Below are 25919 nucleotides of genomic sequence, written 5' to 3'. Positions count from 1 at the left end.
ACAATAAATTATGATGAACGTTTGCTCATTGCCTGTTCCATCGCTTTTTGTTCTTCAGGAGACAAAGTGTACATGGACTGACCACTTTCTACTGGCTTTGCATACACATAAGAATGATCCCTGCTATGAATACCAGTTAAAATAAATCCACTGCTTTGTTCATCTAGTACAGCCGCGGAAAAACTAAGCTCGCCTCCGCTTTGATCAAACGCATTGTAGCGCACGATGCCCACATGACCTGCATGCGCCTTAACTTTTTGACTCAACAGTTGGAGCTTGCTTGTCTGTTCCTCATTCCGTGCATGTAGACGCTCTATTTCAGCCTGCATCTGTCCGAGCAAAGACTCCAGATCATCCACTCCTGATTCTCTCATAACGGCTTGGAAGCGACGTTTCAGTTTACGTATTTGGCTTCCTTGAATCATAATTATAATTAATAAAAGGAACGTTATTGCAGCCGTACCGATTACCAACCACGGCCCTACATTAGTCATGTCCATACTCATGTTCGTCGCTCTCTCCTGCTTCAATCAATTCATTTACTTTTGCGAACTTTCGCTACAATGCTTTACTGCCGCTGCTAATTTACTGATATCTTCCAATGTCGTGTCCCAGCCTACGCTTGCCCGTACTGCACCTTCGCCAATAGTCCCTGCTGTTGCATGTGCAAGTGGTGTACAATGATATCCTGCCCGTACTGCGATACCAAATTCCCGATCTAGACGAAATGCTAGCTCTGAGCTATCCAGGGAATGTACTTGAAAAGCAACAATTCCGGTCCTTGCTTCCCCTAATTTCGGTCCAAGCACACGCACTCTCGGTATTGCCATTAGATCCTTCATCAGCTGCTGAGTTAACTGCCATTCATGATCATACAGCTTATTAACCGTTTGGTTCATAATAAAGCGAATACCCGCCTCTAGCCCTGCTATTCCGATCGTATTTGGTGTTCCCGCTTCATAACGATCCGGTCTAGTCTCAGGTTGCTCCACTTCCTCTGAGTGACTACCAGTCCCTCCATATAACAATGGCTTGATATCCAATTCGGGATGAATAAATAACCCGCCAGTACCTGTTGGACCAAGCAATCCCTTATGTCCAGGGAATGCAAGCATATCAATTCCCATAGATTGAACATCAATGGGTACAACACCAGCAGATTGAGCTGCATCAACTAAAAATAACAGCCCATGGTGCTTGGCAAGCATACCTAATTCCTTCACTGGCAATATGGAACCGAGCAGATTCGAACTATGGTTACAAATAAGCAATTTTGTTTTGTTGGTGATTGCAGCCTCAACTTGCTTAACATCCAAATTACCGTGTATATCTGTATCTATATAGGTGACCGAAATGCCTCTATCTTTCTTTAGCCATCCCAATGGCCTGCGCACTGAATTATGCTCCACTGACGTAGCAATGACATGATCGCCAGCATTCAGTACACCCATAATCGCCATATTTAATGCCATCGTAGTATTTAACGTAAAAGCAATATCAAGAGGGTTTTGGATATGGAACAGTTCAGCAATAGCCATCCGAGCCCGCATTAATCGCTTACCTGCTTGTACTGCCATCACATGCCCGCCACGCCCTGGATTAGCTCCTTCTTCCTCCATTGCCTTCCACATGGCTTCCTGCACACATTTAGGCTTGGGCCAAGAAGTAGCCGCATGATCAAGATATACGATACTGTTCTGTGGTGACATGAATAAGTCTCCCCCTCTACAGCCTCACTAGAATGGTTAAATCTACTATTTACGCTTACCCCATAACATGCTCTCTTACTTTATTACAGGTTTGAACCAATTGGATGACAGGGTTTTAACTATTTTGAATTTTATTTGGCAAAAAAAGATAGCATCCCTTATATGCTGCTAACTAAACGCAACAATTAAAGGTGCTATCGCTTATGTTACTCATGTATCATCGTTGTAACTACATATGCCTCTTCAGCCCTAATAGCTATAACGCATTTAACATTTCTAACAAGCGTTCCAGATCCTGTTGATTATAATATGAAATCTCTATTTTGCCCTTACTTTTGCTTGCCTTGATTTTTACCGTCGTACGGAAGCGTTCACGAAGTGATTCTTCCAGTTCATCTAAATAGGGATCCTTGGCTGCCATTTTTTTCTTGTCCTGTAATTTACCCTTACGATTCATCATTTGAATTGCTTCTTCAAGCTGACGTACGCTCCACTCATTACTAATCGAAGATTTCGTCAATTGGATCATTTTAACTGTATCCTTAATGCCAGCCAAAGCTCGGGCATGTCCCATCGTTAGTGTTCCACGTGAAACATACTCCTTTACTTCATCTGGCAATTGAAGAAGTCGCAAAAAGTTAGCAATATGAGAACGAGATTTGCCTACCTTCACGGAAAGCTCTTCTTGTGTTAATGAGAGCTGTTCCATTAAGTTATGGTACGCTTGTGCCAATTCTAGAGCATTCAAGTTTTCACGCTGCAAGTTCTCGATAAGTGCTATTTCCATCGTCTGCTCATCCGTAAATGCACGGACAACAGCTGGAACCTTTTCTAAACCAAGCAGTTGTGAAGCTCTGAAACGCCTCTCACCTGCGATAATTTCGTATCCTTTTAATACACTACGTACGATAATAGGTTGAATAACGCCGTGCTGACGAATAGACTCTGCTAGCTCTTGAATAGCCTGATCATCAAAGTGCTTTCGAGGCTGATAGGGATTCGGTCTGAGCTGCTGAAGTGCTATCTCGATTACTCGATCATCTTCCTGCACCGCCAACGATGGAATGAGCGCATCCAGCCCTCGTCCTAAACGTTTACTCATACGTTATCACTTCCTTCGCCAGTTCCAAATATACTTCCGCACCTTTTGATCTTGAATCATAGGTCATAATCGATTGACCATGCGATGGCGCCTCACTTAAACGAACATTACGTGGGATGATGGTTCGATACACTTTTGTTTGGAAATATTTTTTAACTTCCTCGATGACTTGAAGACCCAGATTGGTACGGGCATCCAACATCGTTAACAATACCCCTTCAATTTGAAGAGCTGTATTCAAGTGCTTCTGCACGAGACGAACCGTATTGAGAAGCTGACTTAATCCTTCGAGCGCATAATACTCACACTGTATCGGGATGATGACAGACTGAGCTGCTGTAAGGGAATTAATCGTTAAAATCCCCAAGGAAGGAGGACAATCAATCAAGATATAGTCATACTGATGTGATACCAATTGAAGTGACTTTTTTAATCTAACTTCCCTTGATATCGTTGGTACGAGCTCTATCTCAGCCCCAGCTAGTTGGATCGTTGCCGGTAGTATATCCATACCCTCAACATTTGTCTTTAGAATGGCTTCCTGTGGATGAACATCATTAATAATGACATCATAAATACAATTTGCTACATCCGCTTTGTTTACACCAACACCGCTTGTTGTATTACCTTGCGGATCAATATCAACAAGCAACACTCTTTTGCCTAATATCGCTAGCCCTGCACCCAAGTTGACGGTGGTAGTTGTTTTCCCCACTCCGCCTTTTTGGTTGGTAATGGCAATGATTTTAGCCGCCATTCCTCTCACCCCAATGCCCTTTCTTGTCGTACCATCTAGCTGCTAAACAAAATATTTGTACAAGCAGATTCTGTATTGTCCCTTTGCCTCTCCAGACTAATTCCATAAGTTAAATCAAAATTAAGTAAATATCCTTCCTTGCTCCACCCACTATATCATGCTGTTAAATAAAAAAAGCGGCATGTGCCGCTTTGCTCCATACGTACAAGATGAATGGCGGGCTATCCAATCCAACTGCAAGTTAAATTATCGCTTCGGTATGCGGATGACGATTTCATAATGATCCTCGTGATCATGTTCATCTGTCTTAATAGCCATACCAGAGCCAGAAATCATATCTACCGATTGACGAATCGTATTGAGCGCTAATCGCACATCTTTCGTATAGGATACACGCTTCGATTTCTTCGGTGTATGAATCTGCTTATAAAAGGCGACTCGCGCCTCCGTCTGTTTTACATTCAACTCTTTTGCAATAATTTCCTCAAGCAGCTTTAGTTGAAGCTCTTCCGGCTCCAATCCTAACAACGCACGCGCATGTCGCTCGGATATTCGCCGTTCCATTAATGCTTCTTTCACTCCATTAGGAAGCTGTAACAAACGAATTTTGTTTGCAATGGTCGACTGACTTTTTCCTAATCTTTGCGCTAAGCTTTCCTGCGTTAAATCATGCAAGTCGATTAACTTTTGATACGCAACTGCCTCTTCAATTGAAGTTAGTCCTTCTCGTTGCAAGTTCTCGATTAATGCAATTGAAGCTGCCTGCGAATCATTGAACTCACGAATAATCGCAGGAATGGTTGGGTGACCGAGTTTAACTACTGCACGATAGCGTCTTTCCCCTGCAATAATTTCATATTTTCCGTCTCGTGGACGAACAACAATCGGTTGAATGACCCCATGTGTTTTAATCGTCTGTGCTAGTTCTTCGATACGTTCTTCATCAAACACCGTTCGCGGTTGATAAGGACTCATAGCAATGTCTCCAATTGGAAGCATCTTCACCTCATCTTGAGCCTGGCGATCCGCAAACCCTAATAACCGAGACAGTTGTTCTTTCATCTTAATGTTCTACCACCTAACCTCATAGTAATGCCAGACAAACACAGAAATATTCTCTGTTCTATCATTATTACAAAATAGGACTATATGTGTATTTTGCTGAAATCGATATCCTTTCATAAAGAATCGATTTTCACCATTATTCTATTACTTCAGAGCCTTAACTACTTGCAGACATTATTGCCGCTCTTCTAAACGTTTGTTACAAATTTATACCTTTATACTAATTCGATTTTATGAGAATATATTCCTGCTTTTTCTTGCAAATATCCTTTTGTTTCACGTGAAACATTAATAATTCATTGCCAAAGTTCCATATATGTATCGTATCATAGTTTTCATAGAAATAGATAGAAGAATTGGCTCCTATTATAGTTACAATTTCAATGGTTTTAAATATAGAAAAAGCACTCTTCTGATATATTCCTATTGAGGGAGTATTGCAGTAAGAGTGCTTATTAGTTTATATATTATACTTTTTGAACGGTAGAAACCGTTAATAAAATAGCATTCGTCGTTCCGCCACCGATATTATCAAATGAATAGCTAGCTGTTGGAACACCACGCAATCTTACTTGGTCACCATCAAGAATGTCTCCAGTAGAGCCGAAATAGATACCGACAATGGAATTTCCACTCTCATCCATAATGTGAACAGTAGCAATCGTACCCATATCGGATTCTTCCTCGGTAACCTGCACAACACTACCTTGCACACTAAACATTTTGTCTAGATATGGAGTTACATTTTTGAACAAATGACGGCTAGTAATGTTTTTATCAACTGCATTTTTTGCAGCCTCTTTAGTTTCAGCCGTAACCGCAGGGAACAATTGATGGTTAGCAACTAAGTAATCAATTGTTTTTTGCTGCAACACTTTATCTGGAGCCAAGTGAGGAACGATAAGTGTCATTGCGTTCGCAACTTGAGTTTGTTTATTAGCCTCTAGTGCTTCCTCTTCCGCTTTTCGTTTAGCCTCTTCCTCTGCTTTAGCTTTTGCTATTGCTTCCTCAGCTTCCTTTGCCGCTTCATCTTCTTTTTCAGTCGATTGCGTGTTGTTTGCGCTAGCAGCAGGCACTTCTGTAGTAGTGGCCTCTGTACTTTCCTTAGCAGGTGAACAAGCAACGAGAGAAGCTGTAATTAAAAGACATGTCATAAGAGTTAATACAGCTTTTTTAGTTGAATTATTGCCTTCCTTTTTTCTAAATCCCCCTAGAGATGTCCACATTCTTTTATTTCTCCCCTTTAATCAGAATGTATGAATAGATTCTCAATTTTATCATTGGAAATTAAATGATTCCAGTAAGAAAATGACTATCAATGTATATTTTTAGTGAAATTTCTCTTAATTAATAGTCTTTAGAGGGGAGGATAATTGAACATGTAACGTAAGTTAGATCAAAGGTGGATAGTTAAACTCAGTGCTATGAGGAATCTGCCAGTACTAGATTAGCAGTAGATGAAGTTCAAAGTGACACTCCTTAATCTTTCCTTTGATGTGGTTGAGCCTTGCTTTACCTGCACAACGCAGTGTCAAACAATGAACACAAACGAAGCGGCAAGGCTCAATTGATATCAAAAATCTACATAATTGGCTCTTTCATCGGGGTACCTGGCTTACGAGGGTAAGCCTTAGGTGTTTTTCCTGTCTTTTCCACAAGTACAATATGACGCTCAGATTGCTCCAATGGAAGCAATAATTTATGATCAGCTGCACGCTTCGCCAGAAGCAGCTGAAGGCTGCGTGAAGCCTCTGCAATCTCTTCTGCTGGATTATTACCTTTCATCGCAGCAAACGTACCACCAGGTCGTACAAACGGCAAACAGAACTCATTTAATACGTTCATACGAGCAACTGCACGAGCTGTAGCAAGATCATATTGATCTCGGTGCTCAGGCTTACGTGCTGCCTCTTCTGCACGAGCATGTACACAATTGACATTCTCAAGCCCCAACTCTGTAGCAAGATGCTTCAAGAACCCAATTCGTTTATTCAAGGAATCCACGATCGTTAATTTCAGATGCGGAAACATAATCTTCAGTGGAATACCTGGGAATCCCGCTCCAGAACCTACATCAATCATCGAGTTGATTTCTTTCATTGGTACGTAGAACGCCAGCGTCAATGAATCGTAAAAATGCTTCTCATATACAGCCGCACGCTCCGTAATTCCAGTCAAGTTCATCCGTTCATTCCAATCAGCCAGTATTTCCACGTACTGATCAAGTTGTTCGAATTGGCGCTCTGTAACAGATAGCCCGTGTGGGGCAAGCCAATCCAGTAACTGTTGTTGAATTTGATCCATAGTTCCGTTCTCCCTCTTCAAGACTGCATAACGGCCCAACGAACACTTAACGTGAACATTGAGCCGTCATCATCATTTATCCAGCATCCGTCTCCGCATGCTTTTTAGCCGTTACACGGTTATAATGTTCCAAATAAACTAACAGGATCGAAATATCAGCAGGTGTTACTCCTGCAATACGCGACGCCTGACCAATAGATAGCGGACGAATACGATCCAGTTTTTGCTTCGCTTCCATCGCAAGCCCATGGATAAGGCTGTAATCGATATCTTCTGGAATACGCTTCTTTTCCATTTTCTGTAGACGTTCTACTTGAATAAGTTGCTTATCAATATAGCCCGCATACTTAACTTGAATCTCAACCTGTTCTTTCATATCCTCATCCAATGGCAAAGGAGATGGATATAGACTCTCGATATGAGCGTAAGACAACTCAGGACGGCGAAGCAATGTTAATGCATCGATACCGTTTACCAATGGTGCAGAATTAGCTTGTTGCAGCATAGCCTGAACGGTTTCATCCGGGCGAACGCGAGTTTCCTTCAAGCGTGCTGTTTCCTGCTCGATAAGCGAAACTTTTTCTTCAAATGCCGCAAAGCGCTCATCCATAATCAATCCAATCTCACGACCAGTCGGCGTTAGACGGAGATCCGCATTGTCATGACGAAGTAGCAAACGATATTCTGCACGAGAAGTAAGCAAGCGATACGGTTCATTCGTCCCTTTCGTCACAAGATCATCGATAAGAACCCCAATATAACCTTGAGAACGGCTCAAAATAACCGGCTCTTTACCTTGGACTTTACGAGCTGCGTTAATACCAGCCATAAGACCTTGACCCGCTGCTTCTTCATAACCAGAAGTACCGTTAATTTGTCCAGCTGTGAACAAGCCGTCTACTTTCTTCGTTTCTAGAGATGGCCATAGCTGTGTAGGTACGACTGCATCATACTCGATGGCATAACCCGTACGCATCATTTCTACGTTCTCAAGTCCAGGAATAGAGCGAAGAATACGCAACTGTACATCTTCCGGCATACTTGTGGAAAGACCTTGTACGTAATACTCACGCGTATTTTTTCCTTCTGGTTCTAAGAAAATTTGATGCTTCGGCTTGTCTGCAAAACGAACAATTTTATCTTCAATCGATGGACAATAACGTGGACCTGTACCTTCAATAACACCAGAGAACATAGGTGCACGGTCCAAGTTGCTGTTAATAATCTCATGCGTATCTGCAGAAGTATACGTCAGCCAGCATGGAAGCTGCTCGTTATCCGCATGCTTCGTCTCATAAGAGAAGAATTTAGGTTTTTCATCACCAGGCTGAATTTCCGTCTTGCTGAAATCAATCGTATCTCCGTGAACACGTGGCGGTGTTCCTGTCTTGAATCTTACGAGTTCAAGCCCAAGATTTTTCAAACTTTCAGACAGCTTCAAAGAAGGCTGCTGGTTGTTCGGGCCGCTCTCATAAATAAGTTCACCGACAATGACTTTACCGCGCAAATACGTACCTGTCGTAACAACGATTGCCTTCGCAAAGTATTGTGCTCCACCCTTCGCTTCAACACCAACGCAGCGACCATCTTCAACGATTAGCTCCTCAACCATGCCTTGACGCAGCGTCAAGTTAGCTGTGTTCTCAATCGTCTCTTTCATTTGATGCTGATAAAGGAATTTATCCGCTTGCGCACGGAGTGCGTGTACAGCAGGTCCTTTACCTGTATTCAACATCCGCATTTGAATGTATGTTTTATCAATGTTACGGCCCATTTCTCCGCCAAGCGCATCAATTTCACGCACGACATGACCTTTTGCAGGTCCGCCTATTGACGGATTGCACGGCATAAATGCGACCATATCTAAGTTAATCGTCAAGAGAAGCGTGTTGCATCCCATACGAGCGGAAGCCAATGCAGATTCACAACCTGCATGCCCTGCTCCTACAACAATAACATCGTACTCACCTGCAACGAATGGCATCTCTTTCCCTCCTTCAAAGGCTCTAAGTCCTAACTGCTGCCTAAATGGAACTAGAACAATAATGTTCATATTATCCACAGCTAGCTGCCTTAAACCAATCTTATTGAAATAATCTGCTCCTTATACACAAGCGGATTCATCCGCTCAACAAAACGACATAAACATCTTGCCTTATTTACCTAAACAGAACTGTGAGAAGATTTGATCAATTAAGGACTCGCCTACTGAATCACCAACAATCTCCCCTAACAGCTCCCATCCCGTACGGACATCGATCTGCATAATGTCGATTGGAATGCCTGCCTGAGACGCTTCAACCGCATCTTGCAAGGAACGACGCGCCTTATGAAGCAAGCCAATATGACGCACATTGCTCACATAAGTTGCATCATTCGATTCCACTTTCCCACTGAAAAATAAATCGGAAATAGCGGATTCCAATGCATCAATACCATCCTGCAGCATTGCAGACATTTTCACAATTGGGAAACGGCCTGCCAATGCAGCTAACTGCTGCATATCTAATTGATTAGGCAAGTCCATTTTATTCACAATGATGATAACTTGTCTACCTTCAATTTGTTGCAACCATTCACGCTCATCGGCTTGCAATGGCTCATTATTGTTAACCACGAACAAGACGAGGTCTGCATCCTGCAGCGCTGTACGTGAACGCTCTACCCCAATACGCTCTACAACGTCATTCGTTTCACGTATTCCTGCAGTATCAAGTAAGCGCAGCGGAATCCCATTGATCGTGATCATTTCCTCAATCACATCACGTGTCGTACCTGGAATATCTGTAACAATCGCTTTATTGTCTTGAGCAAGCGCATTAAGCAACGAGGACTTACCTACATTAGGGCGACCCACGATTGCAGTCATAATACCTTCTCTTAGTATTTTACCCTCAGAAGCTGTCTTAAGCAGCTTATCGATCTCAGCCATAACATAGCCACATTTTTCTTGAATAAAATTACCCGTAAGCTCATCCACGTCATGCTCTGGATAATCAATATTCACTTCAATATGAGCAAGTGTCTCCACCAAGTTATAACGCAAATCTTTAATTCGCTTCGATAGCTGGCCTTGAGCCTGCTTCATCGCAACATCAAAGGCACGGTCAGACTTCGAGCGAATCAAGTCCATAACTGCCTCGGCTTGAGATAGATCAATACGTCCGTTTAAGAAAGCACGCTTCGTAAACTCGCCTGGCTCCGCCACACGAATATCTAGCTTCAGCAGCAGCTCCATGACGCGACGCATCGACACGACTCCGCCATGAACGTTGATCTCAACAACGTCTTCCATTGTATAAGAACGCGGCGCAAGCATAACGGTAATTAATACTTCTTCAATCCGCTCATTTGTATCAGGGTCAACAATATATCCATAATTGACTGTATGGCTTGCTGCCTCAGTCAGCTTAGTCTTTGAATGGAAAATGCGCTCCACTTCCTGCACAGCCGTCTCTCCGCTTACACGGATGACCGCAATACCGCCCTCACCTAGCGGCGTCGATATGGCAGCAATTGTTTCCGTCATCATATATTTTTACCTCCACCTCTAGAAAAAAAGCAATGACTGTCCCTTTGCCTGCCTATATAGGGGCAGAGGGACAATCATTGCGCACATTCGTTCATCATCCTGCAACGATAACATCTATAAGAGCTTGTTTCCAACGCTTTTCTCACGATGAGAAGCCTGCTATAAACAATCACTATACGTTCATTCTTATAAGGTTATTGTGATTTCAAGGCAATGACGATACGGCGATTAGGCTCTTCACCCTTACTGTACGTCTTCACCTTCGGATGATCCTGGAGCTTGGCATGTATAATCTTGCGTTCCTGCGGCGTCATTGGCTCAAGTATCATTTCCTTGTGCGTACGGACCGTTTTGGTCGCAAGCCGATCAGCCAGCGATTCCAAGGTTTGTTTCCGGCGATCACGGAATTGTTCTGCATCAAGGACAAGACGCACATGCTGCTCAGAATAGCGGTTAGCCACCAAATTCGCTAAGTATTGAAGGGAATCTAATGTCTGGCCACGACGACCAATAATAAGGCCAAGGTCGGAACCGGAAATATCGAATACAACCGTGTCTTTACGCTTCACTATCGCAATCTCTACTTCGAGCCCCATCGATTGAGTAACGTCCAATATGAACTGTTTTGCCTCTTCGATACCTGCTGTTTGATCTTGCACGCTAGCACGAACTGTTTTCTCTTCTGACTGTGCGGAATCTGATAACGCTTCTTCCTCCGGTACTGCTTGTACAGCTGATGAAATAGAAGCTTTACCTTCTACTGACTGACTCTCAGCTGGCACTGGCTTGTCCGATTGAACAGCTTCTACCACAGTAAGCTCTACCTTAGCTGGCTTTCCACCAATAAGGCCAAAGAATCCCTTCGTAGGCTGCTCCAAAATACGAACCTGTACACGGTCCTGCGTCACGCCGAGTTCCGCCAAACCTTTCTGAATTGCATGTTCGATTGTCTTTCCTGATACAATTAACGTTTTCATTTCGCCGGTTGAACCTCCTTATCATTGTTCCGATAAAGGAAAAAGTTCTGAATAATGGTGTAAATATTACTGAATACCCAGTAAAGCGGCAACGCTGCCGGGAACTGCATCGACATGATGAAGATCAACACTGGGAATACTAACGTCATAAATTGCATAGCTGGCTGTGCTGGCTGTTGTGACATCATCATTTTAGATTGAATGAATGTCGTCAAAGCAGCAAGGATTGGCAGTACCCATTTATCTGGCTCACCAAGCTGGAGCCACAAGAACGTATGATGTCGAATCTCATCGTTCAAGTAAATTGCGTTGTACAACGCAATGAACACCGGCATCTGAATCAATATCGGTAAGCAACCCGCCATCGGATTGACGTTATGCTGTTGGAACAGCTTCACCGTCTCTTCTTGTTGTTTCTGCGGATTGTCTTTGTACTTCTTCTTCAATTCTACTAGCTTCGGTTGAAGCTTTTGCATTTCCTTAGAGCTACGCATCTGTTTGATCGTCAGCGGCAATATAGCTGTTCGAACGATGATCGTCAATAGCAATATAGCTAATACGTACTCGCCATTGAACCAGTCTGCGAACGTATTGAGTGCCAATGTAAAGTACAAGACAACATTGCGCTCCCAGAAGTTCCCGCTGCGAAGTTGGTCTTCTGTCATTGTTTCCATGGACGTACATCCCGTCAAAACTGCAAGCAGCATGATAGAACCCGCCACCAGAAGCCATTTGCGATTGTTAAGCAACTTCTTAAGTGACAATAGCATTAACTCCTCTCTAAACCATACGATTCCAACTGTAAATATATCATATTTTACGAGTCAATGGAAACGCTTGATCATCTGATTGCACTGCAATTTATCTATATACAGAAGCACGTTTGCACACATGGTGAACGCTCTTCCGCAATTGCTCATAATCCATCTCTGTCGCACCGTTGCGAACGATAAATACGAGATCAACATGATCAATAATTTTGCCTGCCTGCAGACGCATTATTTCCTTAATTAAGCGTCTCATTCGATTGCGGACAACTGCATTTCCTATTTTTTTGCTTGCAGATATCCCGACGCGGAACCGCTCCACCTCAGGACGATGAAAGACATATAGGACTAGCTGGCGATTCGCTGCTGATCGGCCATGGCGATATACACGAGCAAAGTCTCTGCGGTCTTTCAAACGATATTGTTTTTGCACGTTCGCATTCCTCTCACTCATCGAATTCAGGTTCATGATCATACGGAAATCGCTACCTATCGGGTAACTATCTTGCTCCAAGTATGTACCTGAGCTCCGCAGAATAAACCCTATATATAAGAAGTAATTCAAATGTAACCTTCTGAACATATGCCAATTGTTAATGATTTTAGGTAGAAAAAAAGACCACTACCCGTGGTCTTGCATAAACAGCTATTATGCGCTCAACTTAGCTCTGCCTTTTTGACGACGAGCAGCTAGAACCTTACGGCCGTTTTTCGTGCTCATGCGTGCACGGAAACCGTGATTCTTTTTGCGTTTGCTTACGTTTGGTTTGAAAGTCGGTCTCATTTCTGCTTGCACCTCCTCTTGAGAGTCAATCTATTCATTACGAATGTTGTTGTTTGTCTCACGAAAATACCTTTATATATTTAATCAGAATTAATCCTAAAAGTCAATCCATTCACTTACAAACGGTACACTTTGGTCAAATTGAGGATCTTTTCTTTCAAAAAGTAGATCCTCACGATGTTCTCTCCTTCTTAAGATCCACCGCTAGCGCCCCATCTCCCTCTCTTCCTCTTTTCATTCCTTAATAAATGTATATTCTCTACAACCTCTAAAATCTTTAGAAACTATCCACAGCCTATCGTGCAAATTAGATTCCTATTTACGTTCTATATAGTTATTCACATGTGCAAAACCTTTTCGATTTTATCTATTTTTCCATAGTAACCTGTGTATAAATTTCGACGGCAATCGTAAGGAACATGTCGAAAAATCACAGGTTGTAAACAATATCTTGTGGTGTACATAATTTTTATACACAAGTTATTGAATTTGTGGATAAAAAACGCCCTATCGTTGAAAAATAAGGGCTCATCTGCTATGATTATATTGCTTTTCTGATGTGAATAATTTCGATTCACTCTAAGTTATTCACAATCTGTGGATAATGTTGTGAACAAGTTATCCTCAGCCTTATATTATTATTAGTTTATCTGTTTGTATTGTGGATAAATAACTCAACTCAATTTCATTAATTTCGACATGCTCGATGTGTGTCGTATCAGCATAGACCCCGACAATGCGCTTGATATCCGATAGAGGGCTTTCACGTTTCAACCTCCCTCCGTTTGCGCCAATTGTCGGGGAACTTGTCCTTATGGCTTCGTAGCCGGAACAAGCGTCCCTGACGACGTAACAGGTTTGAAGGAGTGAAACCATCTGTGGATCGCCAAGTAAATGAGCATTGGCAGGAAGTACTATCCGTTATTCGATCGAAATTAAGCAAGCCGAGCTTTGACACTTGGTTCAAAGCTACGAATGCGGTCAAGTACACCGACAAAATTATCATTATAACGGCACCGAATACATTTGCTGTCGAGTGGCTGGAAAGTCGCTATACGAATCTTGTCAGCTCGACCATTTATGAAATGAACGGCAAACAAGTAGACGTGAAGTTTATTATTGAAGAGGCAGCCGAACCAGAACCTGAGGTTGTCCCTCTGCCAGCACCAGTCGTTCGTACATCAAATGAAGAGCCGGTTGCCAGTCAATTGAACCCTAAATATACGTTCGATACGTTCGTTATTGGTTCAAATAACCGCTTTGCTCATGCAGCTTCGCTCGCAGTAGCAGAAGCACCTGCTAAAGCTTACAATCCCCTCTTTTTATACGGGGGCGTAGGACTTGGTAAGACGCACTTGATGCACGCTATTGGTCATTACATTATGGAGCATAATGCGAATGCCAAAGTTGTCTATACAACTTCAGAAAAGTTCATGAATGAATTCATTAATGCGATCCGTGATAATCGTGGAGAAAGCTTCCGCAACAAATATCGCAATATCGATATTTTGCTTATTGATGACATTCAGTTCTTAGCGGGCAAGGAATCAACACAAGAGGAATTCTTCCATACTTTTAATGCGCTGCATACGGAAAACAAGCAGATTATCATCTCAAGTGATCGTCCGCCAAAAGAGATCGAGACACTCGAAGAACGTTTGCGTTCTCGTTTTGAATGGGGTTTAATTACCGATATTCAACCGCCTGATCTTGAGACACGTATCGCCATTCTTCGGAAGAAAGCCAAAGCTGAGAACCTTGATATTCCGAATGAAGCAATGGTTTATATTGCGAATCAGATCAATACGAATATTCGTGAGCTGGAAGGGGCTTTAACTCGCGTTGTAGCCTATTCTACGATGATGAATCAAGATATAACGACGCATCTAACAGCGGAAGCACTCAAAGACATTATTCCTTCGAGCCGCCCGAAGATGATTACGATTCAAGACATTCAGCAGCGAGTTGGAGAGTACTATGGCCTACGCCTGGAAGACTTCAAAGCTCGTAAGCGGACGAAGGCTGTCGCTTTCCCAAGGCAAATTGCGATGTATCTGTCACGTGAATTGACGGATTACTCTTTGCCTAAGATTGGTGAGGCGTTCGGTGGGCGTGATCATACAACGGTCATTCATGCCCATGAAAAAATATCGCAAGCCATAGATAATGATCAGGATTTATATAAGGTCATTCAGAATTTAATGGATAAAATTAAAAACCCTACATTGTGAACAAAATACAAAGCCTATGCACAAACTATACACATGTGGATAGGCTTTACTTTATGCGGTTTTTTGGACTTATCCACATATTCAGTGCCCCTACTATTACTACTATATAAATAAATATAAGATCATCTTATAAATAAACGAATACAACTAAGACCTAAACATCGGTTTAAGGAGTGAAACGATGAAGCTATCTATTTTGAAACAACAACTTAACGAAGCGATACAAAACGTTTCGAAAGCAATTTCGAGTCGAACAACGATTCCTATTTTGAGTGGTATCAAAGTTGACGTTACGATGCAGGGAGTAACACTAACAGCAAGCGATACAGATATTTCGATTCAAAGTTTTATTCCTGTTGAGGATGACCGTCAAACCATTGCTCAAATTGAGCGTCCAGGTAGTGTTGTTTTACCTGCTAAGTTTTTCGTGGAAATTATTAAAAAGCTTCCATCCGCTAATATTGAGATTGAAGTAAGAGATCAATTTCAAACATTCCTTCGCGCAGGCTCCACTGATATTCAAATGGTCGGCCTCGATCCAGAAGAATATCCTATTTTGCCTAGCGTTGAAGAGAATCAAGTATTAACTGTTAATGGCGATTTGTTAAAGACCATGATTAAGCAAACTGTGTTCTCTATTTCCTCCAACGAAACAACGCCTATTTTGACAGGTGTACTTTGGCAGTTACAGCATGGGGAAATGAAGTTCGTTGCTACTGATCGTCATCGTCTAGCAAGCCGTTCTGCGACTATTGAGGTTGATTCAGACCTTCATTTTTACAACATTGTTATTGCAGGTAAAACATTGAACGAATTGAGCAGAATTATCCCGGAGCATACGAAAGTGGATATTGTTGTTGCCGACAATCAAGTTCTGTTTAAAGTAGGCAACGTGTTGTTCTATACAAGAATTTTGGATGGGACATACCCTGACACTTCTAAAATTATTCCGAACCAATACAAAACAGAACTTGTTTTGGATACAAAAGGTTTGACGGAAGCTATCGATCGTGCGTATTTGCTATCTCGTGAGGAGAAAACGAATATTGTCCGTTTGCAGACGAAAGAAGATGGAACAATCGAGATTTCTTCCAGCTCAAGTGAGTTAGGACGAGTTACGGAACAACTTGAAGTGAAGCGATTTGATGGTGAACCTTTACGTATCGCTTTCAACTCCAAATATATGCTTGATGTATTGAAAGTTGTCGAATGCGAGCAAATTTTCATCGGCTTCACTGGCGCAATGAGCCCAATTATTATTAAGCCAACTGAGCATGTAAACAGCTTGCATCTCATCTTGCCTTATCGCACGACGAATTAGTTATAGGCAGCTATGCCAGGAGGACACAAATGAAATCGATTCATATACAGACGGACTATATTACATTAGGACAGTTTTTGAAGCTGGCTGATTGCGTTTCTACAGGTGGTCATGTAAAAGTGATGCTCGCAGAGCAGGCGGTTCGAGTAAATGCAGAGCCAGAAGACCGCCGTGGGCGTAAACTGCGTGACGGGGATACGGTTGAAGTAAAGGACTGCGGCACATTCCGTGTCGTGCAGACAACAGAGGCATAATCGGTGTTCGTTAAATCAGTATCTCTCCAACATTATCGAAACTATGAGACGATGGAGCTTGATACGAACAACAACGTGAATATCTTCGTCGGCCGCAACGCCCAGGGGAAGACGAATTTGCTCGAATCGATCTTCGTACTTGCGCTGACGAAGTCGCACCGGACAGCCAAGGATAGGGAGCTAATTGCGTGGGATAAAGATCATACGCTATTGCGTGCTGCCGTTGAACGCAAATACGGAACCTATAACCTAGAACTAAATATTGCAAAGCAAGGCAAGAAGGCCAAGTTGAACGGGTTGGAACAGAAAAAACTGAGCAACTTTATCGGTTCGCTTAACGTGGTTATGTTCGCACCAGAGGATTTGGAAATCGTAAAGGGCGGACCTAGTGTACGCCGACGCTTTCTAGACATGGAAATTGGACAAGTTCACCCTGGCTATTTATTTCATTTGCAGCAATATCAGAAGGTGCTTGTCCAGCGTAACAACCTGCTTAAGCAGATGTGGAACGACCGCAGTAGTGCTCATATGCAGATGCTCGAAATATGGAATGAACAGTTAGTAGAACATGGTGTTAAAATTGTAAAGAAACGGAAACACTATTTAAAGAAACTGCAAGTATGGGCTGAACGTATCCATGCAGGCATTACAAACGGACAAGAACAGCTCGCGATCTCTTATGTTCCTTCCCTTGCGCTGGATGAGGATAACGAAGCTGTCTTATTCGAGCAATTTATGATAAAGTTATCACAAATGAACGATCAGGAAATTCGGCGCGGCATAACTCTTGTCGGGCCGCACCGTGATGACCTCGCTTTTTCCATCAACGGCAAAGAAGTTCAAACGTACGGCTCGCAAGGTCAACAGCGTACAACCGCATTGTCGCTTAAACTTGCCGAGATAGAATTCATGCATGAAGAGATTGGCGAATATCCTGTACTATTACTGGATGACGTGCTTTCTGAACTGGATTCTTATCGACAAACACAGCTCATCGAAACTTTCCAAGAGAAAGTACAGACGTTTATTACAACGACAGGTATTGAGAGCATTCATGCTCATCGGCTGCAAGATGCTAATGTGTTTCACGTGGAAAACGGGCAAGTCAGACGGTAAGGGGTGGGTTAGTTGTATATTCACTTAGGCGGAGAAAGAGTTATTCGTTCCTCTGAGTTGGTCGCAATATTTGATGTGACGATTGAAAAGGCATCGAAGCTGTCCAAGCAGTTCGCCGCTCATTCTCAAAAAATTAAAAATGTAGAATGGATCGGTGAGGAAGAGGCTAAATCCATCGTCGTCACAAAGGGAAAAGTGTACTATTCTCCAATATCGTCTACGACATTGAAGAAGCGCTCTCGCAGCGGGATGCGAGTAGAAGAAGCATAAACGGATTGATTCGGATCTGAATATAGAGAAGTGGGTGAAGGGCATGTCTTTGAATCAGCATACGTATGATGAGAATCAGATACAGGTGTTGGAAGGGCTGGAGGCGGTTCGTAAGCGTCCCGGCATGTACATCGGCTCTACCAGCTCCAAGGGACTTCATCACCTTGTATGGGAAGTTGTCGACAACAGTATTGACGAAGCATTAGCTGGATACTGTACGCGCATTGACGTCACTGTACATGAAGACAACAGCATATCGGTAGCGGATAATGGTCGTGGTATCCCTGTTGGTGAACATGCGAAGATGAAGCGTCCTGCGGTAGAAGTCGTTATGACCGTTCTTCATGCTGGCGGTAAGTTCGGCGGTGAAGGTTATAAAGTGTCCGGCGGCTTACATGGTGTCGGTGTCTCGGTCGTAAATGCCTTGTCTGAGCAGCTTATCGTGACCGTGAGACGAGACGGCCAAGTTCACCAGCAAGAATATCGCCGTGGTGCGCCTCAATATGATTTGCAAGTTATTGGAGAGACAGCAGAAACAGGAACGACAGTAAAATTCAAGCCGGATAGCGAGATTTTTACTGAAACGCTAGTCTATGAATATGACATTTTAGCGTCTCGTATTCGAGAGTTGGCATTCCTCAATCGTGGTCTTGAAATTGTATTGAAGGATGAGCGTACAGGTACATCTAATTCGTTCAAGTACGAGGGCGGTATCATTGAGTTCGTTGAATATTTGAATCGCAATCGAGAGAGTTTGCATGAGCCCCCTATTTTTGTAGAGGGCATGAAAGAGCATATTTCTTGTGAGATTGCCTTGCAATATAATGACAGCTACAGTGAGCATATTTATTCTTTCGCGAATAATATTCACACACATGAGGGTGGAACGCATGAGTTCGGCTTCAAGAGTGCATTGACTCGTGTCATTAACGAATACGCTCGTAAAATGAACTTGGTAAAGGATAATGATTCGAATTTGAGTGGTGATGATGTCCGCGAAGGATTGACGACCATTATTTCGGTGAAAATCCCTGAACCGCAGTTCGAAGGTCAAACGAAGACGAAGCTCGGCAATAGTGAGGTTCGTGGTATCATTGAGTCCATGTTTGCTGAGAAGTTCATGCAATTCCTAGAAGAGAATCCAGCTGTATCACGGAAAATTGTTGAAAAAGGTACGCAAGCAGCCCGCGCTCGTGAAGCGGCTCGCCGTGCCCGTGAATTGACACGCCGTAAAAGTGCGCTGGAAGTTAGTTCATTGCCTGGTAAATTGGCAGATTGCTCTTCTAAGGACCCTGCCAACTCTGAGATATTTATCGTTGAGGGTGACTCCGCAGGCGGTTCAGCGAAGCAAGGACGTGATCGTCATTTCCAAGCGATCTTGCCATTGAAGGGTAAGATTTTGAACGTTGAGAAGTCCCGTCTTGATAAAATATTGTCCAATGCTGAGATTCGCGCCATCATTACGGCGCTTGGAACAGGTATTGGTGAAGACTTTGACATAGCTAAAGCACGTTATCACAAAATTGTGATTATGACAGATGCAGACGTTGACGGTGCTCATATTCGTACACTGTTGCTAACGTTCTTCTACCGTTACATGCGTAAGCTTGTTGATTCTGGCTATATTTACATCGCTCAGCCACCGCTCTTCAAGATCGAACGCAACAAAGTGATTCGCTATGCAGATAGCGAAAAGCAGCGCGATGAGATTATGGCAGAGTTCGGTCAAGGTGTGAAGATTAACGTACAGCGTTATAAAGGACTTGGGGAAATGAACGCGACTCAACTATGGGAGACTACGATGGACCCAGAGAGCCGTAAAATGCTTCAAGTTACGATTGATGATGCACGTCAAGCGGATGAAATATTTAATACGTTGATGGGCGATAACGTCGAACCACGACGTGATTTCATTCAGCAACATGCTAAGTTTGTTAAAAATCTAGATATTTAATACATGCTCAAGTGCCCCAGCCAGTAATTGGATGGGGCTTTTATTTTAATACTAGATTGTTTCTAGTCTTTGCGGATTAACAAAGGTGTGGGTACAGGAGGAGCGGGACTTAGAGCAGGACGGGTACGGACCACATTTTTAGCAGCTGTGGAATTAGGTTTTGCCTTAGACATTGGTTGGGGTGCGGGATTAATCTTTGATTTTTTGACTGTACGTTTCAAAACTTGATGGCGAACATAACTCATCATTTTCGAATACAGCTTCTTATTTGCATGGAATCGGAAAATATTTTTATCGGGCTGGGTGTTCAATTCTAGTATCCAAGGCTTTAACTGCTCATCAAGACCAATGTCGATACCGAGCTCGATTAAGGTAGGGAAATGCTTATTGAGGTGCTTGGCTGTCAGTAGGGCATTTTTTTCAAGCTGCTTTTTGAGTTCTTGAAGACGGTTCGGATCAGTATATTGCTTAAGGACAGAATCTACTTGATGCAGTGTGCCCCCTCGGTGATAGTTGGTAACTACTTTTCGAGGAGCTGCAACGCGTGCAAGCATACCTGTCATTTCCCAAGCATCGCCCTTATTTCGTTGTACCATGATACGAAGATCAAGGGGGCGTTTGTTATGTGTAAGTAAGTGAATGCCTTGTTGAATTAGGTACTTTTTTTTGCTGATAAAATGGGTCAAGCGTGCATACAGCTGATCAAATTGCTCATATCTCTCGCTAAACGTATCTTTTTGCAGCAGATAGGAAGCTGAGTGATTCGTTAGCCCAACACGTATAATGCCGGAACCACCGGTTCCCCCCTCTGGCTTAATGTACAGCATGCTATGCTTGAAAAGCATTTGATATAAATTTTCTGGTGAAAAGGATGTAGTTTCTGGTTGAAAGACTCTCAGCCCTACATGTTTGTCAATTGCTGCTGATTTTTTAAGTTTGCTGCGAACACGTCTTATGCGCATCGTGTTCATCCTTTCTCGTTGATAGCATAGGAGTGATGATTTAATTCCGTATTAGGGTAGGATTCATGGTATAATAGTGTGTAGTTTAAAAAGACATCCGCTAAGGGCAAGAACAAACACCTAACTCCACTGGATTATTGTTCGGATATAGACGCTGCTCAAGGAAACGTTTAATTGTTTCCCTTTTGTGAAAGTAATATAATACAAGTAGCGATATATTAGGCTTTTTGAATTCATGTCACTGGGAGAGGCGGTGCTGCTTCCATTTTGGAACGGCGGCCGTTTTTTTGTGAGTTGAAATAAGACGGAATAACTCGTTAAAGTTTCATGTGTTCACGGGGATAAATGATAGGTGAACAAATGTTAGCCCCTGGGAAGCGGACGTTACAGACGATATTATTAAAGGAGGTCCAGCATGGCGGAAGAACAACAATCGCAAATCAAGGAACGTGATATTGGTACAGAGATGCGCGAATCATTCCTCGATTATGCGATGAGCATCATCGTCAGCCGTGCACTGCCTGATGTGCGTGACGGACTGAAACCGGTACATCGCCGGATTCTGTATGCGATGTCAGAGTTAGGCATGACGCCGGACAAGCCTTATAAGAAGTCGGCGAGAATCGTTGGTGAGGTCATCGGTAAGTACCATCCTCATGGTGATTCAGCTGTATACGAAACGATGGTTCGTATGGCACAGGACTTCTCACTGCGCTATATGCTAGTTGATGGGCACGGTAACTTTGGTTCCATTGATGGTGATATGGCTGCGGCTATGCGTTATACGGAGGCGCGTTTATCAAAGATCGCAACAGAATTGCTGCGAGATTTGAATAAAGAAACGGTCGATTTTGCACCGAACTATGACGGCGAAGAGAAAGAGCCGGTTGTGCTGCCAGCAAGATTCCCGAATCTGCTGGTAAATGGATTGTCTGGTATTGCCGTTGGTATGGCAACTAACATCCCACCGCATAACTTAACAGAAGTTATTAACGGGGTTCAAGCCTTAATTCACAATCCAGAATTAACACCGCTTGAGCTAATGGATTATATACAAGGTCCCGATTTCCCAACATCAGGTCTAATACTGGGCAGATCGGGTATACGTCAAGCATATGCTACAGGCCGTGGTTCGGTGACAATGCGCGCGCGTGCAGAGATCGAGGAGAATGGCGGCAAGGCGCGCATTATCGTGCATGAGCTTCCTTATCAAGTGATCAAAGCTCGCCTAGTCGAAAAAATTGCAGAGCTTGTACGTGAGAAGAAGATCGAAGGAATAACGGATTTACGCGATGAATCTGATCGCAATGGTATGCGAATTGTTATCGAGCTGCGTCGTGATGTGAATCCAAGCGTCGTCTTGAACAACTTGTACAAGCAGACGCAGATGCAATCTAACTTCGGTGTAAATATGATTGCACTCGTTAACAACGAGCCGCGTATTTTGAATTTACGCGATATACTGTACTATTATTTGCAGCATCAAATCGTAGTTATCCGTCGTCGTACGGAGTATGACCTGCGTAAAGCGGAAGCTCGTGCTCATATTTTGCAGGGTCTAATTATTGCATTAGATCACATCGACGAGGTTATTGCTCTAATCCGCGCTTCTCATTCTGATGAAGTAGCACGTAATGGATTGATGGAGCGTTTCGAACTGAGCTATGAACAAGCTCAAGCGATTCTCGATATGCGCTTGCGTCGTTTGACTGGCTTGGAGCGTGAGAAGCTCGAAGAAGAGTTTAACGAACTAATGAAGAAGATTGCAGAGTACAAGGAAATTTTAGCGAGTGAACAACTTGTTCTGCAAATTATTCATGAGGAGCTCGAAGAGATTAAGCAGAAGTTCGGTGACGAGCGTCGTACAGAAATTACGATTGGTGAAGACAGCATTTTGGATGAGGACTTGATCCCTCGTGAAGATGTTATCATCACGATTACACATAGCGGCTATATTAAACGTTTGCCTGCTACGACTTATCGTAGTCAGAAGCGAGGCGGACGCGGTGTAATGGGTATGGATACGAAGGAAAATGACTTTGTTGAGCACTTGTTCTTAACGGATTCTCATCATTATTTGATGATATTCACGAACAAAGGAAAAGTGTATCGGATCAAAGCGTATGAGATTCCTGACTTAAGCCGTACCGCACGTGGAACACCGATTATCAATCTAATTCAGATTGAACAAGGTGAAACGATTAACGCCGTTATCCCAGTCGAATCGTTCGAAAGTACTCAGTATCTGTTCTTCGCTACTCGTCAGGGTATCGTGAAGAAGACTCCACTTGATGATTACGTCAACATCCGTAAAGGTGGTCTAATTGCGATCAATTTGCGTGAAGACGATGACCTTATCGGTGTACGTCTAACAGATGGTGAGCAAGAAGTCATTATGGGTACGAATACTGGTATGTCGATCCGATTCTCTGAAAAAGATGTTCGTTCTATGGGACGTAGTGCGACCGGGGTTAAGGGTATTACCCTTGATGAAGGCAACTATGTCATCGATATGGATATCGTAGATGAGAATAACGATGTGTTGATTGTTACAGCCAAGGGGTATGGTAAACGCACACCGACTACAGAGTACCGTTCTCAGTCTCGTGGTGGTAAAGGAATTAAGACGATTAACGTAACAGAGAAAAATGGTGCGGTTGTAGGTCTGAAAATTGTTCAGGATGAAGATGATCTTATGGTCATTACTGCTTCTGGTACAATTATACGGACAAGCATCGCTGGAATTTCTCAAATGGGTCGTTATGCTCAAGGCGTTAAAGTCATTAACATCCGTGAAGAGGATACGGTATCTACCGTAACACGTTGCAGCAAAAATGAAGAGGAAACTCTTACTGAAGATATAGACGGCGAACCATCAATAGATGGAGCTGCTCCAGAAGTAGACGGCAGCACAGAGGAATAAGTGCTACAGCTAACTATAAATAGCTCTATCGATAGATGAGGACATGGTATTTGCTTCGTCCTATGCGTGAAGGCGGCGTACCTGCAAGGTACATCGTCTTCACGTTTTTTATTGTCTAGCATTTGCGAATAAGCATCGCGTACTTAAATTTGATCGTGGGAGTGTGGAAGCTATGTCTATGTTGCCAATCGCACAGATTAAACTGGGGGATTGTTTGAGTAAGGATGTAAGCTCCGAGCTTGGTGGCATCATTATGCCTAAAGGACGTGTATTGACGGAACGTGATATCGAAGTACTGGATGCCTTTATGATCAAGCACGTATATGTTAATTCTAAAAAGAGAATAGAGTCAGCCAAACCAGCTCCAGCTAAGACACCTGTTTCTAAAGATCAGCAGACTAAACCAGCAGAGCAGCTATTAGAGATGGATACAGCCGAATTGGATACAAAGACTCCGAGCATTGACCAACCATTTCACTTAGCTTGGACGGAGCTAGCTAAATTGATGTCACAAGTATTGAATATGGCTCGGGCTAATCAAGTACCAACGATGGAAATGCGTAAGCTATTAAGACCCCTAATGGAGCAAATAAAAGAATATAAGCCTTTAGCTGTCCAAATATATATAAAAGAGATTGATCAGGATCTCTCTACAAACTTTTTAATACATAAATCGATTGCCGTAGCACTTACGACATACTTAATTGGACATTGGAATGGTTGTTCTGAAAAAGAAGGCATGCAAATTGCCCTCGCGGGTTTGCTTCATGATATAGGGAAAGTAAAAGTAGATGAAGATGTTCTTCGCAAAAAAGAGTCCCTAACGGAAGTGGAGCAAACAGAGGTACGTCGTCATACGCTCTACGGCTATGAAATACTACGTTCTGCGAACATGATCACTGAAGGCGTAAAGCTAGCTGCACTACAGCATCATGAGAGGCTTGATGGAAGTGGCTATCCATTGAGAATTATGAGTGATCAAATTCATCCCTATGCCAAAATGGTAGCTATTGCTGATATGTTCCATGCTATGACACAAAATCGCAGCTATCGTAAGGCTGCTTCGCCTTATGTTGTACTGGAGCAATTACATCGCCAAGCATTTGGCAAACTTGATCCGCAAATGGTGCAAGTGTTTATTCAAAAACTTACTCTACTTACACAAGGGACTATTGTTCAACTGAATGATGGTAGAACGGGTGAGATTGTATTTATAGATAGCATATATCCTACAAGGCCATGGGTATCAGTAGAGGGGACGATCATTCGACTAGCAGAGGAAAGACAACTTCATATTGAAAAGGTTATATCGGAATAGTTATATCGCTTCATAATGAACTTACTTTGTTTCATTAGTTGTTTACAAAGAAGAATTAGAAATTTGAAAAGAACCGCTATTATGAATCAACAGTGAAGGAATAGATGATCGAGTAGCGGTTTTACTGTGTATCTAGTTAGTTGAAATTAAACAATGAAACATAGCCATTATTTGGATTGGTACATATACTTGAACTTTTCAGATCACCGTGATATATTATAACTCCGCCACCGAGAGGCGCGGTTGAGACAAGCTTGAATAGAACAGAAACTTGAAGTAAGTTGAAAAACAAGGCTTCAAAAAAAGTTTTAAAAAAAGCTTGACTCGAAAGAATGAAAATGATATATTATAAAGGTCGCCACTGAGAAACACGGCGAACGAGAGCGAAAGAAAACGAATCGTAAGATGAGTGATCTGGAGCGAAATTGTTCTTTGAAAACTGAACAACGAGTGAAACGTTTGATATAAGAAATTCAGCAATGAATTTCGTCAGCATTACAAATGAGCAAGTCAAACACTTTTATGGAGAGTTTGATCCTGGCTCAGGACGAACGCTGGCGGCGTGCCTAATAC

The 25919-nt window shown here is 42.8% G+C and carries 22 protein-coding genes; 8 read left to right on the top strand and 14 right to left on the bottom strand.

Translation table 11 applies throughout. The features are described 5' to 3' along the window. Window positions 1–8: 8 nt before the first annotated feature. The 13 genes from NQ117_RS11840 to rpmH all read right to left on the bottom strand — a co-directional run bounded on the left by NQ117_RS11840 (window position 9) and on the right by rpmH (window position 12997). Window positions 9–506, bottom strand: a complete 498-nt coding sequence (locus tag NQ117_RS11840) for a DUF4446 family protein (protein WP_258278258.1) — start codon at window positions 504–506, stop codon at window positions 9–11. Window positions 507–539: 33 nt separating this feature from the next. Continuing rightward, window positions 540–1709 (bottom strand): aminotransferase class V-fold PLP-dependent enzyme, encoded by a 1170-nt coding sequence (locus NQ117_RS11835; RefSeq protein ID WP_258278257.1) that lies wholly within the window; start codon window positions 1707–1709, stop codon window positions 540–542. Between the two features lie 256 nt (window positions 1710–1965). Next, window positions 1966–2811, bottom strand: a complete 846-nt coding sequence (locus NQ117_RS11830; RefSeq protein ID WP_258278256.1) for a ParB/RepB/Spo0J family partition protein — start codon at window positions 2809–2811, stop codon at window positions 1966–1968. Then, window positions 2804–3568, bottom strand: a complete 765-nt coding sequence (locus tag NQ117_RS11825) for a ParA family protein (protein ID WP_258278255.1) — start codon at window positions 3566–3568, stop codon at window positions 2804–2806. The genes NQ117_RS11830 and NQ117_RS11825 overlap by 8 nt, the downstream gene beginning before the upstream one ends. Before the next feature lie 246 nt (window positions 3569–3814). Further along, on the bottom strand, window positions 3815–4630 hold the full coding sequence (noc, locus tag NQ117_RS11820; protein WP_258278254.1) for a nucleoid occlusion protein: 816 nt from the start codon (window positions 4628–4630) through the stop codon (window positions 3815–3817). Window positions 4631–5100: 470 nt separating this feature from the next. After that, the gene (locus tag NQ117_RS11815; protein WP_258278253.1) at window positions 5101–5859 is read right to left on the bottom strand and encodes a hypothetical protein; all 759 of its coding nucleotides are present in this window, start codon (window positions 5857–5859) and stop codon (window positions 5101–5103) included. Between the two features lie 355 nt (window positions 5860–6214). After that, window positions 6215–6937, bottom strand: a complete 723-nt coding sequence (gene rsmG / locus NQ117_RS11810; protein WP_258278252.1) for a 16S rRNA (guanine(527)-N(7))-methyltransferase RsmG — start codon at window positions 6935–6937, stop codon at window positions 6215–6217. Window positions 6938–7013: 76 nt separating this feature from the next. Then, the gene (mnmG, locus tag NQ117_RS11805; RefSeq protein WP_258278251.1) at window positions 7014–8921 is read right to left on the bottom strand and encodes a tRNA uridine-5-carboxymethylaminomethyl(34) synthesis enzyme MnmG; all 1908 of its coding nucleotides are present in this window, start codon (window positions 8919–8921) and stop codon (window positions 7014–7016) included. A gap of 171 nt (window positions 8922–9092) precedes the next feature. Continuing rightward, a complete protein-coding gene (gene mnmE / locus NQ117_RS11800) occupies window positions 9093–10469 on the bottom strand; it encodes a tRNA uridine-5-carboxymethylaminomethyl(34) synthesis GTPase MnmE (RefSeq protein WP_258278250.1) in 1377 nt (458 codons plus the stop codon). A 194-nt stretch (window positions 10470–10663) separates the two neighbouring features. Continuing rightward, complete coding sequence (gene jag / locus NQ117_RS11795) at window positions 10664–11446, bottom strand: RNA-binding cell elongation regulator Jag/EloR (RefSeq protein ID WP_258278249.1); 783 nt, start codon at window positions 11444–11446, stop codon at window positions 10664–10666. Beyond that, complete coding sequence (locus tag NQ117_RS11790) at window positions 11443–12216, bottom strand: YidC/Oxa1 family membrane protein insertase (protein ID WP_258278248.1); 774 nt, start codon at window positions 12214–12216, stop codon at window positions 11443–11445. The genes jag and NQ117_RS11790 overlap by 4 nt, the downstream gene beginning before the upstream one ends. Window positions 12217–12307: 91 nt before the next feature. Further along, on the bottom strand, window positions 12308–12646 hold the full coding sequence (rnpA, locus tag NQ117_RS11785) for a ribonuclease P protein component (protein ID WP_144992675.1): 339 nt from the start codon (window positions 12644–12646) through the stop codon (window positions 12308–12310). Between the two features lie 216 nt (window positions 12647–12862). Further along, window positions 12863–12997 carry a 50S ribosomal protein L34 gene (rpmH, locus tag NQ117_RS11780; protein ID WP_028594520.1) on the bottom strand — a complete coding sequence of 45 codons (135 nt, stop codon included), beginning with the start codon at window positions 12995–12997 and terminating at the stop codon, window positions 12863–12865. An 878-nt stretch (window positions 12998–13875) separates the two neighbouring features. Between rpmH and dnaA the strand changes: the two genes are divergently transcribed. The 6 genes from dnaA to gyrB all read left to right on the top strand — a co-directional run bounded on the left by dnaA (window position 13876) and on the right by gyrB (window position 20143). Continuing rightward, window positions 13876–15228 (top strand): chromosomal replication initiator protein DnaA, encoded by a 1353-nt coding sequence (dnaA, locus tag NQ117_RS11775; protein ID WP_258278247.1) that lies wholly within the window; start codon window positions 13876–13878, stop codon window positions 15226–15228. A gap of 181 nt (window positions 15229–15409) precedes the next feature. Next, window positions 15410–16549: a DNA polymerase III subunit beta gene (gene dnaN / locus NQ117_RS11770; RefSeq protein WP_258278246.1), complete on the top strand. Its 1140-nt coding sequence runs from the start codon at window positions 15410–15412 to the stop codon at window positions 16547–16549. 29 nt (window positions 16550–16578) lie between these two features. Next, window positions 16579–16803, top strand: a complete 225-nt coding sequence (gene yaaA / locus NQ117_RS11765) for a S4 domain-containing protein YaaA (protein WP_192027225.1) — start codon at window positions 16579–16581, stop codon at window positions 16801–16803. 3 nt (window positions 16804–16806) lie between these two features. Next, window positions 16807–17919: a DNA replication/repair protein RecF gene (gene recF / locus NQ117_RS11760; protein WP_258278245.1), complete on the top strand. Its 1113-nt coding sequence runs from the start codon at window positions 16807–16809 to the stop codon at window positions 17917–17919. 12 nt (window positions 17920–17931) lie between these two features. Further along, window positions 17932–18189, top strand: coding sequence for an extracellular matrix regulator RemB (gene remB, locus NQ117_RS11755; RefSeq protein WP_144992687.1), 258 nt, complete (start codon window positions 17932–17934; stop codon window positions 18187–18189). 43 nt (window positions 18190–18232) lie between these two features. After that, a complete protein-coding gene (gene gyrB, locus NQ117_RS11750) occupies window positions 18233–20143 on the top strand; it encodes a DNA topoisomerase (ATP-hydrolyzing) subunit B (RefSeq protein ID WP_258278244.1) in 1911 nt (636 codons plus the stop codon). Between the two features lie 62 nt (window positions 20144–20205). On the opposite strand, the gene NQ117_RS11745 is transcribed toward gyrB, so the two are convergent. Further along, window positions 20206–21105: a YheC/YheD family protein gene (locus NQ117_RS11745; RefSeq protein ID WP_258278243.1), complete on the bottom strand. Its 900-nt coding sequence runs from the start codon at window positions 21103–21105 to the stop codon at window positions 20206–20208. A gap of 415 nt (window positions 21106–21520) precedes the next feature. Between NQ117_RS11745 and gyrA the strand changes: the two genes are divergently transcribed. Then, complete coding sequence (gene gyrA, locus NQ117_RS11740; RefSeq protein WP_258278242.1) at window positions 21521–24028, top strand: DNA gyrase subunit A; 2508 nt, start codon at window positions 21521–21523, stop codon at window positions 24026–24028. A 172-nt stretch (window positions 24029–24200) separates the two neighbouring features. Continuing rightward, window positions 24201–25346: an HD-GYP domain-containing protein gene (locus NQ117_RS11735; RefSeq protein WP_258278241.1), complete on the top strand. Its 1146-nt coding sequence runs from the start codon at window positions 24201–24203 to the stop codon at window positions 25344–25346. Window positions 25347–25919: the final 573 nt, after the last annotated feature.

Source organism: Paenibacillus sp. SC116 (assembly GCF_024733555.1).
Taxonomy (GTDB): Bacteria; Bacillota; Bacilli; order Paenibacillales; family Paenibacillaceae; genus Paenibacillus_B.
This window is presented reverse-complemented; position numbering and strand designations above follow the sequence as displayed.

Bases quoted from the DNA above. Each gene is read 5' to 3' on its own strand.
- NQ117_RS11840 (WP_258278258.1), bottom strand. From the start codon at position 506: ATGAGTATGGACATGACTAATGTAGGGCCGTGGTTGGTAATCGGTACG.
- NQ117_RS11790 (WP_258278248.1), bottom strand. From the start codon at position 12,216: ATGCTATTGTCACTTAAGAAGTTGCTTAACAATCGCAAATGGCTTCTG.
- NQ117_RS11835 (WP_258278257.1), bottom strand. From the start codon at position 1,709: ATGTCACCACAGAACAGTATCGTATATCTTGATCATGCGGCTACTTCT.
- mnmG (WP_258278251.1), bottom strand. From the start codon at position 8,921: ATGCCATTCGTTGCAGGTGAGTACGATGTTATTGTTGTAGGAGCAGGG.
- NQ117_RS11745 (WP_258278243.1), bottom strand. From the start codon at position 21,105: ATGCGCATAAGACGTGTTCGCAGCAAACTTAAAAAATCAGCAGCAATT.
- dnaN (WP_258278246.1), top strand. From the start codon at position 15,410: ATGAAGCTATCTATTTTGAAACAACAACTTAACGAAGCGATACAAAAC.
- NQ117_RS11825 (WP_258278255.1), bottom strand. From the start codon at position 3,568: ATGGCGGCTAAAATCATTGCCATTACCAACCAAAAAGGCGGAGTGGGG.
- NQ117_RS11735 (WP_258278241.1), top strand. From the start codon at position 24,201: ATGTCTATGTTGCCAATCGCACAGATTAAACTGGGGGATTGTTTGAGT.
- noc (WP_258278254.1), bottom strand. From the start codon at position 4,630: ATGAAAGAACAACTGTCTCGGTTATTAGGGTTTGCGGATCGCCAGGCT.
- NQ117_RS11830 (WP_258278256.1), bottom strand. From the start codon at position 2,811: ATGAGTAAACGTTTAGGACGAGGGCTGGATGCGCTCATTCCATCGTTG.
- gyrB (WP_258278244.1), top strand. From the start codon at position 18,233: ATGTCTTTGAATCAGCATACGTATGATGAGAATCAGATACAGGTGTTG.
- yaaA (WP_192027225.1), top strand. From the start codon at position 16,579: ATGAAATCGATTCATATACAGACGGACTATATTACATTAGGACAGTTT.
- gyrA (WP_258278242.1), top strand. From the start codon at position 21,521: ATGGCGGAAGAACAACAATCGCAAATCAAGGAACGTGATATTGGTACA.
- rpmH (WP_028594520.1), bottom strand. From the start codon at position 12,997: ATGAGACCGACTTTCAAACCAAACGTAAGCAAACGCAAAAAGAATCAC.
- mnmE (WP_258278250.1), bottom strand. From the start codon at position 10,469: ATGATGACGGAAACAATTGCTGCCATATCGACGCCGCTAGGTGAGGGC.
- rsmG (WP_258278252.1), bottom strand. From the start codon at position 6,937: ATGGATCAAATTCAACAACAGTTACTGGATTGGCTTGCCCCACACGGG.
- jag (WP_258278249.1), bottom strand. From the start codon at position 11,446: ATGAAAACGTTAATTGTATCAGGAAAGACAATCGAACATGCAATTCAG.
- NQ117_RS11815 (WP_258278253.1), bottom strand. From the start codon at position 5,859: ATGTGGACATCTCTAGGGGGATTTAGAAAAAAGGAAGGCAATAATTCA.